General features: G+C 65.2%; 10 protein-coding genes. 7 read left to right on the top strand and 3 right to left on the bottom strand.

The genetic code is table 11. The features are described 5' to 3' along the window. Nucleotides 1-17: 17 nt before the first annotated feature. Nucleotides 18-650, bottom strand: coding sequence for a molybdenum cofactor guanylyltransferase MobA (mobA, locus tag AAFG13_RS13845; RefSeq protein ID WP_212310431.1), 633 nt, complete (start codon nt 648-650; stop codon nt 18-20). Next, entirely contained in the window at nt 643-1,527 is an 885-nt protein-coding gene (locus AAFG13_RS13840) for a formate dehydrogenase accessory sulfurtransferase FdhD (RefSeq protein ID WP_212310430.1), read from the bottom strand. Before AAFG13_RS13840 ends, mobA begins: the two co-directional genes overlap by 8 nt. A 195-nt stretch (nt 1,528-1,722) precedes the next feature. Here AAFG13_RS13840 and glp point away from each other — a divergent pair, with 195 nt between their 5' ends. The 5 genes from glp to AAFG13_RS13815 all read left to right on the top strand — a co-directional run bounded on the left by glp (nt 1,723) and on the right by AAFG13_RS13815 (nt 9,341). After that, nucleotides 1,723-2,976 (top strand): gephyrin-like molybdotransferase Glp, encoded by a 1,254-nt coding sequence (glp, locus tag AAFG13_RS13835; protein WP_342712341.1) that lies wholly within the window; start codon nt 1,723-1,725, stop codon nt 2,974-2,976. A 208-nt stretch (nt 2,977-3,184) separates the two neighbouring features. Continuing rightward, a complete protein-coding gene (locus AAFG13_RS13830) occupies nt 3,185-4,897 on the top strand; it encodes an NADH-ubiquinone oxidoreductase-F iron-sulfur binding region domain-containing protein (RefSeq protein ID WP_342712340.1) in 1,713 nt (570 codons plus the stop codon). A 35-nt stretch (nt 4,898-4,932) separates the two neighbouring features. Beyond that, a complete protein-coding gene (gene fdhF / locus AAFG13_RS13825; protein WP_342712339.1) occupies nt 4,933-7,719 on the top strand; it encodes a formate dehydrogenase subunit alpha in 2,787 nt (928 codons plus the stop codon). Nucleotides 7,720-7,780: 61 nt separating this feature from the next. Next, nucleotides 7,781-8,575 carry a dienelactone hydrolase family protein gene (locus AAFG13_RS13820; protein ID WP_249131681.1) on the top strand — a complete coding sequence of 265 codons (795 nt, stop codon included), beginning with the start codon at nt 7,781-7,783 and terminating at the stop codon, nt 8,573-8,575. Between the two features lie 31 nt (nt 8,576-8,606). Next, the gene (locus tag AAFG13_RS13815) at nt 8,607-9,341 is read left to right on the top strand and encodes a substrate-binding domain-containing protein (protein ID WP_342712338.1); all 735 of its coding nucleotides are present in this window, start codon (nt 8,607-8,609) and stop codon (nt 9,339-9,341) included. Between the two features lie 50 nt (nt 9,342-9,391). Here AAFG13_RS13815 and AAFG13_RS13810 read toward each other — a convergent pair whose 3' ends face one another. Next, on the bottom strand, nt 9,392-9,928 hold the full coding sequence (locus tag AAFG13_RS13810) for a hypothetical protein (RefSeq protein WP_342712337.1): 537 nt from the start codon (nt 9,926-9,928) through the stop codon (nt 9,392-9,394). 89 nt (nt 9,929-10,017) lie between these two features. On the opposite strand from AAFG13_RS13810, the gene AAFG13_RS13805 reads away from it, so the two are divergent. Both AAFG13_RS13805 and AAFG13_RS13800 read left to right on the top strand, forming a co-directional pair. Then, entirely contained in the window at nt 10,018-10,605 is a 588-nt protein-coding gene (locus AAFG13_RS13805) for an exopolysaccharide biosynthesis protein (protein WP_342712336.1), read from the top strand. 223 nt (nt 10,606-10,828) lie between these two features. Then, nucleotides 10,829-12,040, top strand: a complete 1,212-nt coding sequence (locus AAFG13_RS13800) for an ABC transporter substrate-binding protein (protein ID WP_342712335.1) — start codon at nt 10,829-10,831, stop codon at nt 12,038-12,040. The last annotated feature ends 278 nt before the right edge of the window (nt 12,041-12,318 follow it).

Genomic DNA, 12,318 nt, shown 5'->3' with positions numbered 1-12,318 from the left:
CGCAAGCGGCGCGCGTCTCAGCCGCCGTCGAGTGCGGCGAGGCGATCGGCTTCCATGATGTCTTCGACGGTGTTGGCATTGAAGAACGGATCCAGCGGCTCGGTCGGCCATTCGACTGTTGCCAGCGGATAGCGCGCGGTCCAGCGATCGATCTTGCGCACGTCCTCCTCGACGAGCGCATGGCGCAACTCGTTCCGCAAGCGCACGCTCCAGAGACCGATGACCGGATGCACCTGCCCGCCGGATGAGGCGACCGCGAGCTCGGCATTCTCTGCTGCGCGCGCCTGCTCGAGGCGTGCGACAAGATCACGCGGGAGAAACGGACAGTCGCCCGCCGCGCTCAGCACCCATTTCGCATTCGGCCGGTTGGCCGCGGTCCAGTCGAGCGCGGCCAGGATGCCGGCGAGGGGGCCTGGATAATCGGCGACATCGTCGGCGACGATCGGAAGGCCGAAGGCGGCGAAGCGCGCGGGGTCGCCATTGGCGTTGATGACCAGCCCGGTGCATTGCGGGGCGAGACGGTCGATCACCCGTTGCAGAATGGTCCGGCCGGCGATCTTGCGCATCGGCTTGTCGCCGCCGCCCATCCGCCGCGCGAGGCCGCCGGCCAGCAGCACGCCCGGGATGTCGGTCCCCGGGATATCAGTCATTGTCGGCCTCGCCCTTGCGCTTGTGCCGCATCGATTCCTCTTCGACATAGTCGAGGTTCTGATCGTAGACGATCCGCTCCTGGCCCGACAGCGCGATGAAGCGCTTGCCGCGCGCGCGCCCGACCAAGGTCAATCCGACCTGCCGCGCCAAATCGACGCCCCAGGCGGTGAAGCCGGAGCGGGAGACCAGGATCGGGATGCCCATCCGCACCGTCTTGATCACCATCTCGGAAGTCAGCCGTCCGGTGGTGTAGAGGATCTTGTCGGCCGGATCGACATTGTGGCGATAGATCCAGCCCGCGATCTTGTCGACGGCGTTGTGCCGGCCGACATCCTCGGTGTAGCAGACCGGCGTGCTCTCCTTGCACAGCACGCAGCCGTGGATGGCGCCCGCTTCCAGATAGAGTGACGGCATCGTGTTGATGGTGTGCGTCATCTGGTAGAGCCACGAGGTCCGCAGCTCGGCCTTCGGCAGCGCGACCTTCTCGACGGCTTCGAGCAGGTCGCCAAACGCCGTGCCCTGGGCGCAGCCCGAGGTCTGCGTCCGCTTCTTCAGCTTCGCTTCGAAATTGGTGTGGTGCGCGGTGCGGACCACCACCACCTGGAGGTCGTCGTCATATTCGACCTCGGTGACGACGTCGTCGTATTTGAGCATGTTTTGGTTCAGGAGGTAGCCGAGCGCGAGGTATTCGGGATAGTCGTTGATCGTCATCATCGTGACGATCTCCTGCGCGTTGAGGTACAGCGTCAGCGGCCGCTCGACCGGTACCCTGATCTCGATCGGCGCGCCGGTCTGATCGATGCCGATGACGCGCTCCGTCAGTCGCGGGGCGTCCGGGTCCGGAACAATAATGGGAGCGGTGGTCGTCTCGGTCACAGGTCGGCGTCCCAATGGGTTCACATGGCAGCGAAGCAGGGGATATAAGCACGATCGGAGACGGACTGGCCACTCTCCGCCGCTTCGCCGGAACTGCCAGGGATTCGTCACGGATGGTCCGGCTTTGAGGATAATGCCGCGGTTCGCGATGTGGGTCGAACAAATCTTGTCGATGGCCGAGGACTGAGGGACATCATGGCGCAGCTTTCCGACGACTGCTTCGCGTTCGGCGGACCGATGATGTCGGTTGACGAGGCCGTCGCGATCATTGCCTCGCGCGTGAAACCTGTCGGCGAGACGGAAGCCGTTGCCCTGGTCGACGCCGACGGACGCATCCTCAGCCACGACGTGGCCGCGCCGCTGCCGCTGCCGCCTTTCATGAATTCCGCCGTCGACGGCTACGCGGTCTCCGGCACGGACCTGCCGGCGAGCGGTGAGCGCGCGTTTCCCGTCGCCGGGCGTGTGCAGGCGGGAGTGCCGGCAACGGCCGCGCGGCCCGGCCAGGCGGTGCGGATCTTCACCGGTGCGCCGATGCCCGACGGCACCGACACCGTGTTCATGCAGGAGGACGTGCGGATCGACGATGCGGGCAACGTGATCCTGCCGTCAGGCCTGAAGGCCGGCGCCAATGTGCGTCCGGCCGGCGAAGATATCCCGCGCGGCCATATCGCACTGGCGGCGGGCCGGCGGCTGCGCCCGCAGGACATCGCGGTCGCCGCGGCCTTCGGGCTCACCACGCTCGATGTGGTGCGGCGCCTGCGTGTCGGGGTGTTCTCGACCGGCGACGAGCTGGCCGCGCCGGGGAGCCCGCGCGCTGAAGCTCAATTGTTCGATTCCAACCGCTTCATGCTGATCTCGATGTTGCGGCGGCTCGGTTGCGAGGTCGGCGATCTCGGCATCCTGCGCGACGAACGTGTCGGGCTCGCCGATGCGCTCAAGCAGGCCGCGCGACGCTACGACCTGATCCTGACCACCGGCGGCGTCTCGACCGGCGAAGAGGATCACGTCAAGGCCGGCATCGAGCAGGCCGGCTCGCTGGTGCTGTGGCGGATGGCGATCAAGCCGGGCCGTCCGGTGGCGATGGGAATCATCGAGGGCACGCCGCTGATCGGCTTGCCCGGCAATCCGGTGGCGAGCTTCGTCACCTTCGTCCATGTCGTGCGGCCGACCGTGCTGGCGCTGTCGGGCGCCGTGCCGTCTGCCTTGCTGCCGACGCCGGTCCGGGCCGCCTTCAGCTACAAGAAGAAGAGCGGCCGCCGCGAATATGTCCGCGCCTCGCTGCGCCGGGCGGCGGACGGCGCGCTGGAGGCGACCAAGTTTCCCCGCGAAGGGGCCGGCCTGTTGTCGTCGCTGATCGAGACGGATGGGCTGATCGAGCTCGGCGAGTCCATCGTGCGGGTCGAGCCGGGCGATGCGGTCGGCTTTCTCGGCTACGCCGACCTGTTCTGAGGCCGCAGACGCGGTCGAGATCGCGCGAGCCGGCCGCTCGCGCGATTGGGAATTCAGATCGACCGATAGGCAAACATTAACAACGGCCTGCGCGGCAACCCGACGCTGCTAGAGGCGTTCTAAATATGCTTGCCTGTGGCATGCCAGAGAATAGAGTTGGGTTGAACCGGCGCAACTTGCGCAAAGCCGGGTTCCTAGGCGAGGTTTCATGAGTGGAGACGACGTTCACAAGGTCCGCGCGTTCGAGCATCCCGGACAAGGCAGGAAGCGGGCGAAAGCCACGCCCAAGGGGCGCCAGGTCGACCCCGTGGCCGCACATGAGATCGAGGCGCTGCTCGCGGACCGGCCGAGGCGTCGCGACCTGCTGATCGAATACCTCCATCTGATCCAGGACACATACCATCAGATTTCGGCGGCGCATCTTGCGGCGCTCGCCGACGAGATGCGGCTGTCATTCGCCGAAGTGTTCGAGACCGCGACCTTCTATGCGCATTTCGATATCGTGAAGGAAGGCGAGCCTGACATTGCGCCGCTTACCGTGCGTGTCTGCGATTCGCTGACCTGCGCGATGCTCGGCGGCGAGAAGCTGCTGAGGGATCTCCAGAGCCGCGCCGGCCCCGGCATTCGCGTCGTGCGGGCGCCGTGCGTCGGCCGATGCGACACCGCACCCACCGCGGAGGTCGGCCACAACTTCGTCGATCATGCGACCGTCAGCAACGTGCTCGCGGCGGCGAAGAGCGGCGACACCCATGTGCATCTCCCGCCTTACGTCGATTACGACGCCTATGTCGCCGACGGCGGATACAAACTGCTGGCGCGCCTGCGCTCGGGCGAGCTGCCGCGGGAAGACCTGCTGAAGGCGCTCGACGATGCGTCGCTGCGCGGTCTCGGCGGCGCCGGTTTCCCGACCGGTCGCAAGTGGCGCGCCGTGCTCGGCGAGCCCGGGCCGCGGCTGATGGCGGTGAACGGCGACGAAGGCGAGCCCGGCACGTTCAAGGACCGCTACTATCTCGAGACCGATCCGCATCGTTTCCTCGAGGGCATGCTGATCGGGGCCCACGTGGTCGAGGCGCCCGAAGTCTACATCTACATCCGCGACGAGTACCCGGCCTGCCGCGAGATCCTTGCGCGCGAGATCGCAAAACTTCCGCCGGGTGGTCCAGTGCTGCATCTGCGGCGCGGTGCCGGCGCCTATATCTGCGGCGAGGAATCCTCGCTGCTGGAATCGATCGAGGGCAAGCGCGGCCTGCCGCGGCACAAGCCGCCATATCCGTTCCAGGTCGGGCTATTCGACCTGCCGACGCTGATCAACAACATCGAGACGTTGTGGTGGGTGCGCGATATCGTCGAGAAGGGCGCCGACTGGTGGAAAAGCCACGGCCGCAACGAGCGCCACGGCCTGCGCAGCTTCTCGGTGTCGGGACGTGTCAAGGATCCGGGCGTCAAGCTCGCGCCGGCCGGCATCACCCTGCGCCAGCTGATCGACGAGTTCTGCGGCGGCATGGCCGACGGCCATACCCTGCAGGCCTATCTGCCGGGCGGCGCGTCCGGCGGCATCCTGCCGGCCTCGATGGACGATATCCCGCTCGATTTCGGCACGCTGGAGAAATACGGCTGCTTCATCGGCTCCGCCGCTGTCATCGTGCTCTCGCAGGCCGATGACGTCAGGGAGGCCGCGCTGAACCTGATGAAGTTCTTCGAGGACGAGAGCTGCGGGCAATGCACGCCCTGCCGCGCCGGAACCGAGAAGGCGGCGCTCTTGATGCAGCAACCCGTCTGGAACAAGGAGCTGCTCGACCAATTGAGCCAGGCGATGCGTGACGCGTCGATCTGTGGGCTCGGTCAGGCGGCATCCAATCCGCTGACCTCCGTGATCAAATATTTTCCGGACGGGTTTCGTCCGCAGCAAGCCGCCGAGTAGGCGGGTCGAGCAGGCGAACTTCCACGAGGATTTGAATGAGCAACGATCACAACTCCGGCCAGACGATCCAGTTCGAGCTCGACGGGCACCAGGTTGAGGCACGGGCCGGCGAAACGATCTGGCAGGTCGCCAAGCGCCAGGGCACCGAGATCCCGCATCTCTGCTATTCGCCGGAGCCGGACTATCGGCCGGACGGCAATTGCCGCGCCTGCATGGTCGAGATCGAAGGCGAGCGCGTGCTGGCGGCCTCCTGCAAGCGGACGCCTTCGGTCGGCATGAAGGTCAAGTCGGCCAGCCAGCGCGCCGTCGCGGCGCAGAAGATGGTGATGGAGCTGCTCGTCGCCGATCAGCCGGCGCGCGAGACCTCGCACGATCCGGACTCGAAATTCTGGCATTGGGCCGAGAAGACCGGCGTCACCGAAAGCCGCTTCCCCGCCACGGAACGCTGGCACGCCGACACCAGCCACCCGGCGATGCGCGTCAATCTCGACGCCTGCATCCAGTGCGGCCTGTGCGTGCGGGCGTGCCGCGAGGTGCAGGTCAACGACGTCATCGGCATGGCTTATCGTAGTCACGGCTCGAAAATCGTGTTCGACTTCGACGATCCGATGGGCGAATCGACCTGCGTCGCGTGCGGCGAATGCGTCCAGGCGTGTCCGACCGGCGCGCTGATGCCGGCAGTGATGCTCGACGACAAGCAGACGCGCGTCGTCTATCCCGACCGCAAGGTGGACTCGCTGTGCCCGTATTGCGGCGTCGGCTGCCAGGTCACCTACGAGGTCAAGGACGAGAAGGTGATCTACGCCGAAGGCCGTGATGGTCCCGCCAATCACAACCGGCTCTGTGTCAAGGGTCGCTTCGGCTTCGACTACATCCACCACCCGAACCGGCTGACCAAGCCGCTGGTGCGGCTGCCGGGCGTGCAGAAGGATGCCAACGACCAGGTCGATCCGGCCAATCCCTACACCCATTTCCGCGAGGCATCCTGGGAAGAGGCGCTCGATCTTGCCGCGGCCGGCTTGAAGAAAATCCGCGATGAGAAGGGCGCCAAGGCGCTCGCCGGGTTCGGCTCGGCCAAGGGCTCGAACGAGGAAGCCTATCTGTTCCAGAAGCTGGTCCGCACTGGCTTCGGCTCCAACAATGTCGATCACTGCACGCGGCTGTGTCACGCCTCGTCGGTGGCGGCCTTGTTCGAGGGACTGAGCTCCGGCGCGGTGTCGGCGCCGTTCTCGGCCGCGGCCGACGCCGAGGTGATCTGGGTGATCGGCGCCAATCCGACCGTGAACCATCCGGTCGCCGCGACCTTCATCAAGAATGCGGCCAAGCGCGGCGCCAAGCTCTACGTGATGGATCCGCGCCGGCAGGCGCTGTCGCGCCACGCCACGCAGCACCTCGCTTTCAAGCCGGGCAGCGACGTCGCGATGCTGAACGCGATGATCCACACGATCATCACCGAAGGCCTGACCGACGAGCAGTACATCGCCGGCTACACCGAGGGCTATCACGAGCTGAAGGCGAAGATCCAGGAGTTCACGCCGGAGCGCATGTCGCCGATCTGCGGCATTCCCGCCGAGACGCTGCGCGAGGTGGCGCGTGCCTATGCCCGCGCCAAATCGTCGATCATCTTCTGGGGCATGGGCATCAGCCAGCATGTCCACGGCACCGACAATGCGCGCTGCCTGATCGCGCTGGCTTTGATCACCGGCCAGGTCGGCCGCCCCGGCACCGGGCTGCATCCCCTGCGCGGCCAGAACAACGTGCAGGGCGCCTCCGACGCCGGCCTGATCCCGATGTTCCTGCCGGACTATCAGCCGGTCGGCCGCGACGACATGCGCGGCGCCTTCGAGAAGCTGTGGGGGCAGCAGCTCGATCCGGTGCGCGGGCTGACCGTCGTCGAGATCATGAACGCGATCCACGCCGGCGAAATCCACGGCATGTATGTCGAGGGCGAAAATCCGGCGATGTCCGATCCGGATTTGCAGCACGCGCGCCAGGCGCTGGCCAAGCTCGATCATCTCGTGGTGCAGGACCTGTTCGTCACCGAGACGGCGTTCCATGCCGACGTCATCCTGCCGGCCTCGGCGTTCGCCGAAAAGTCCGGCTCCTTCACCAACACCGACCGCCGCGTCCAGCTGGCGCGCGAGGTGATCAAGCCGCCGGGCGATGCAAGGCAGGATCTCTGGATCATCCAGGAAATTGCCAAGCGGATGGGATTGCCCTGGAATTATGCCGGGCCGGGAGAGGTGTTCACCGAGATGGCGCAGCTGATGCCGTCACTGAAGAACATCACCTGGGAGCGGCTGGTCCGCGAGGGCGCGGTGACCTATCCGGTCGACGATCCCGACAAGCCGGGCAATGAGATCATCTTCACCACGGGTTTCCCGACCGAGAGCGGCCGCGGCAAGATCGTGCCGGCCAAGGTGATCCCGCCTGACGAATTGCCCGACGACGAGTACCCGATGGTGCTGTCGACCGGGCGCGTGCTCGAGCACTGGCACACCGGGTCGATGACGCGCCGCGCGCAGGTGCTCGACCAGATCGAGCCCGAAGCGGTCGCGTTCATGACGCCGAAGGACATGCGCAAGAAGGGGCTCGCGCCGGGCGACTTCATCCGCCTCGAGACGCGCCGCGGCGCGGTCGAGGTCAAGGTGCGCGCCGACCGCGACGTGCCCGAGAACATGGTCTTCATGCCGTTCTGCTACGCGGAGGCGGCGGCGAATTTGTTGACCAACCCGGCGCTCGATCCGTTCGGCAAGATTCCGGAGTTCAAGTTCTGCGCCGTCCGCGCCGAGAAAATCGATATCCGGACGGCGGCGGAATAGCCGTCCGGGCTACGCAAGAAACAAATGCAACGCGGCGACGCCAACCCGCGGGGAGATCAGCATGCGAACGATCATCGTCGGAGCACTTTGCGCCATCGCAATGGTCGCGAGCGCACACGCCGCGGTCAAGGAAGAGCCGGTCACCTACTCGGACGGGGAGACCACGATGAAGGGCTTCGTCGTCTATGACGACGCGACGAAGGCCAAGCGGCCCGGCATCGTGATGGTGCACGAATGGTGGGGCATCACCCCGCATATCCATAGCGAGGCGCGGAAGTTCGCGGAGCAGGGGTACGTCGCCTTCATTGCGGACATGTACGGCGACGGCAAGACCGCCGACAACCCGAAGGACGCCGGCACGCTCGCGGGGTCGGTGATGAAGGATGCGAAGGTGATGGAGCAGCGCTTCAACGCCGCGCGGGAGCAACTCGCCAAGCAGGCCTCGGTCAATCCGCAGCGGATCGGCGCCGTCGGTTACTGCTTCGGCGGCGCGGTGGTTCTGAACATGGCGCGCACGGGCGCCGATCTCGCCGCCGTTGCCGGCTTTCACGCTACGCTCGGTCTCAATACTCCCGCACCGGCGCCGGGCACCGTCAAGGCGAAAATCCTGATCCTGAACGGCGCGGACGACCCGTTCGTGAAGCGCGAGGAGTACGATGCGCTGAAGAAGGATTTTGACGCAGCGAAGGCCAATTACCGGATCATCGAGTATCCCGGCGCCGTGCACGCGTTCACGAACCCCGAAGCCACCGAGCTCGGCAAGAAGTTCAACCTGCCGCTCAGATACGACGCCAAGGCCGATCAGGAATCGAAGGCCGAGGCGGCCAAGCTCTTCGCCGCAAACCTTCAGAAATGAGCCAACGGGCTGCCGACATGGTTCTGCTGCCTTGACGCTGCCAATCGCCGATACCCCGGACACGATCAAGGTCATCATTTCCGGCGGCTTCGCGGCGGTCTACCAGGAAGTCCTGCCCGAATTCGAGCGCAGCACCGGCATCAAGGTGGAAACCGGATCCGGCGCATCGGAGGGCACCGGTCCGAAAACGATCAGGCACCAGCTCGCGCACGGCGCGAAGGCGGACGTGGTGATCCTTTCGCGAGAGGGACTGCGCACGCTGAACGAGGACGGGCGGATTCGCGCGGGATCCGACATCGGCCTCGCGACGGCGCCCTTGGCGGCCGCGGTTCGCTCAGGCGCTCCGAAGCCGGACATCGGCAACGCTGTTGCGCTGAGACAGGCTTTGATCGATGCGGGCCAGGTGGTGGCGCCAAGCAGCACGAGCGGACAGTTCGTTCGCGACAAGGTCTTCCCCAGGCTGAACCTGCCGGACACGGTGCAACTCACCCTCGAGGCGCGTGGAACCGAGGCCGCCGAAGCGCTCCGCGCGGGCAAGGCGAATTTCTCGATTGGGCCGACCAGCGAGCTGGTGCAGGAGACCGGCATCGAGGTCGTCGGCCTGCTGCCTGCAGAGCTACAGCTTGTCCAGACCTTCACCGCCGCTGTCGTCAGCGACTCAAAGGCGCCTGACGCAGCCAGGCGCCTGATCGATTTTCTTTCCTCGGATACCGCTATCCTGCGCGCAGCAATCAAGCGGGCGGGCATGGAGCGGCCCAGCGGATAGGCCGCCATCACCAACTGGTTGCGCTGATCTTGCGCTGATCGCAGCGCGGCTCAGCGATCCCTGGCGCCGGGTGCCACGTTGAGCGGCGCGCCACCGGTTGAAATCGGACCAGCGGGTTTTGGCGCCCGAACCGGCGGCGGCTTTCGGGGCTTCGGGACAGCCTGCGCGACCGGTGCATGCGGCTGGTCGGCCGCTGCCGTGGCCGGCAACGGCACGGGAGCCGGAGCCGGGCGCTGGAGCGCGTCGACCTTCGACGTCAGGCTGGCCAATTGGTCGACGACGGCCTTCAGCTGCTCCTGCTGGTCCGCCACCGACTTGCCGAGTGCGCCGATGTCATCCTCGAGCTTCTGCTGGGTGGCGAGCAGATCCGGCAACGTCTCCTTGTCGCCTGCGGCCACCCTGTCGCTGGCGGCAGCGTTGCCCAGGGACGGGACCAGCGGCGCGATCTGCGGCCAGGCGTAGACACCCCCGGCGCCCGCACAGGCGATGATGACGATCAGCAGGAACCACGGCCAGCGGCGCCGCGTGGCGGGAATCGGGCTTGACGGCGCATGGTGCTGCCATGCCTGGTCGGAATCGTTGGTCACCCATGCTTCCTAGTCTGCTTCGGCAGCTGTTGCAATCGATGCCGAGTCTGACCACTTTGGCAGCTATGTCCCCTTCGTCCGGAGCCCCATTGGCGCCCACGCACACGTCCCAACTTCTTGAGGAACTCGTCGCTCAAGCACCGGACGGCCCCGTCGATCTCGAATGGCTCCTCAGCAACCTGGACAAGCGGTCGTTCGGCCTGCTCCTGCTGCTGTTGGGGCTGCTGGTCATCATCCCCGGCGTCGCGACGGTTGCGACGCTGGCGCTGCTGTTTCCGGCGGTCGAGATGATGCGTGGCCGCAGCGCGCCATCGTTTCCGCGCTTCCTGTCGAAGCGACAGTTCGACTTCAAGCGCTTCAAGCGGTTCACCGTCCTTGTCCGTCCGATGCTGCAGGCGATCGAGCGCGTCAGCCGGCCGCGCTGGGACGCGCGTCGCGACGTGATCGACCGCCTCGTCGGATTGGTGGTGTTTCTCCTCGCCTTCTCGGCAGGCTGGCCGCTGCCTCTGGTGAACGTCATTCCGGGAATGGTGGTCGTCCTGATCGCGGTCGCCTACCTGCAGGAGGACGGCCTGCTGCTGACGATTGCGATGGCGGCTGCACTGATCTGCCTGCTCGGGCTCGGATGGACGCTCTGGGCAACGTTCGGAGCCGTGATTGGTTGGATGGGGCTGTGACGCTCGACGCCTAGAGCATGATCCGGAAAAGTGCGAAGCGGTTTTCCCTCGCGACAAACGCAAGGCGTTTGCGCGGAGATCATGCTCACACAACAAGCTAAAGCGCCAAGGGCAGGTCCAAAGGCAGGTCAACGTCCCGACTTCAGGGGTCGACATCTCACGCGGGCTTGATCATGATCTCGCCGGACGTCGCGGCAAACAGCGACGCGAATGGGGAGAACACATGCGTTGCATCACGCTCGCGGCCGTCGCCGCGCTCAGCCTTGTTTCCACGTCGGCGGTTCTTTCTGCCGACAAGAAATACGATCCCGGCGCCAGCGATACCGAAATCAAGATCGGGCAGACCATGCCCTACAGCGGTCCGGCTTCGGCGTATGGCACGCAGGGCAGGGCCGAAGCCGCATACTGGAAGATGATCAACAGCCAGGGCGGAATCAACGGCCGGAAGATCACGCTGCTGAGCATGGACGACGGCTATAGCCCGCCGAAGACGGTGGAGCAGACACGCAAGCTAGTGGAGCAGGATGAGATCCTTGCCAATATCGGCTCACTGGGCACGCCGACGAATTCGTCGATCCAAAAATATCTGAACGGCAAGAAGATCCCGCATCTGCTGATCTCCACCGGGGCCTCGAAGTGGAACGATCCGAAGGAATTCCCGTGGACCACGCCGTTCTATCCGCCCTATGCGCAGGAAGCGAAGATCTACGCCAAGTACATCGCCAAGGAGCTACCCAACGCGAAGATCGGCGTGATCTACCAGAACGACGACTTCGGTAAGGACTATCTGAAGGGCTTCAAGGAGGGGCTGGGAGAGAAGGCCGGTCTCATCGTCAAGGAGCTCAGCTACGAGGTGACCGATCCCACGATCGATTCCCAGATCGTCAATCTGAAAGCCGCGGGCGCCGACGTACTGATGACGATCACGACGCCGAAGTTCGGCGCGCAGGCGATCCGCAAGATTGCCGATCTCGGCTGGAAGCCGACGCACTTCATCGTGTCCGTCGCGAGCTCGATCGGCGGTGTGCTCGAGCCTGCCGGCCTCGAAGCATCCACCGGCCTCATGACGGCGCTGGCGACCAAGGTGGTCGGTGACCCCGCGTGGGACACCGACAAGGGCGTGCAGGACTATCTCGCGTTCATGAAGCAGTGGTATCCCGAAGGCAATCCGATCGATGGCAGCAACCAGATCGGTTATCTGTCCGCGCAGTTCACGGCCATCATCCTGAAGAACTGCGGTGACGTGCTGACGCGCGAGAATCTGCTGAAGCAGGCCACCAACCTGAGCAAGGTCTCGCTGCCGCTACTGCTTCCCGGCATCACGGTATCGGTGTCGCCGACGGACTATTCCACCTTCGACACGTTCAAGCTCGCGAAGTTCGACGGCAAGACATGGAAGTTCTTTGGCGAGAACATCAGCACCGCATCGCGGTGAGGACAGGCGAGCGGCGGCCATGCTGGCTGCCATCCATGGACGCAGCGGGTTTGCTGCGTCCATGTGAAGCATTTACAATGTCGTCGTTGGCCCACGCGATCAACGGCTCGAAAACGTTCTAGTGCGGACGTCTTGATCGCTTGAGGTCGGCGACTTGAAACTTCCCGGCGGCCTGGAGGCTGCTGCAAAGCCAGTAGGCTCTATTTCGGTACTCGCCCAGGAACCATTTCGTCTCGACGCAATCCACGTAGGATTTGTAGGTGAGGTTGTCCCTGCAC

The sequence above is a fragment of the Bradyrhizobium sp. B124 genome (assembly GCF_038967635.1).
In the GTDB taxonomy this organism is placed as follows: Bacteria; Pseudomonadota; Alphaproteobacteria; order Rhizobiales; family Xanthobacteraceae; genus Bradyrhizobium.
This window is presented reverse-complemented; position numbering and strand designations above follow the sequence as displayed.

Bases quoted from the DNA above. Each gene is read 5' to 3' on its own strand.
- mobA (WP_212310431.1), bottom strand. From the start codon at position 650: ATGACTGATATCCCGGGGACCGACATCCCGGGCGTGCTGCTGGCCGGC.
- glp (WP_342712341.1), top strand. From the start codon at position 1,723: ATGGCGCAGCTTTCCGACGACTGCTTCGCGTTCGGCGGACCGATGATG.
- AAFG13_RS13830 (WP_342712340.1), top strand. From the start codon at position 3,185: ATGAGTGGAGACGACGTTCACAAGGTCCGCGCGTTCGAGCATCCCGGA.
- fdhF (WP_342712339.1), top strand. From the start codon at position 4,933: ATGAGCAACGATCACAACTCCGGCCAGACGATCCAGTTCGAGCTCGAC.
- AAFG13_RS13820 (WP_249131681.1), top strand. From the start codon at position 7,781: ATGCGAACGATCATCGTCGGAGCACTTTGCGCCATCGCAATGGTCGCG.
- AAFG13_RS13800 (WP_342712335.1), top strand. From the start codon at position 10,829: ATGCGTTGCATCACGCTCGCGGCCGTCGCCGCGCTCAGCCTTGTTTCC.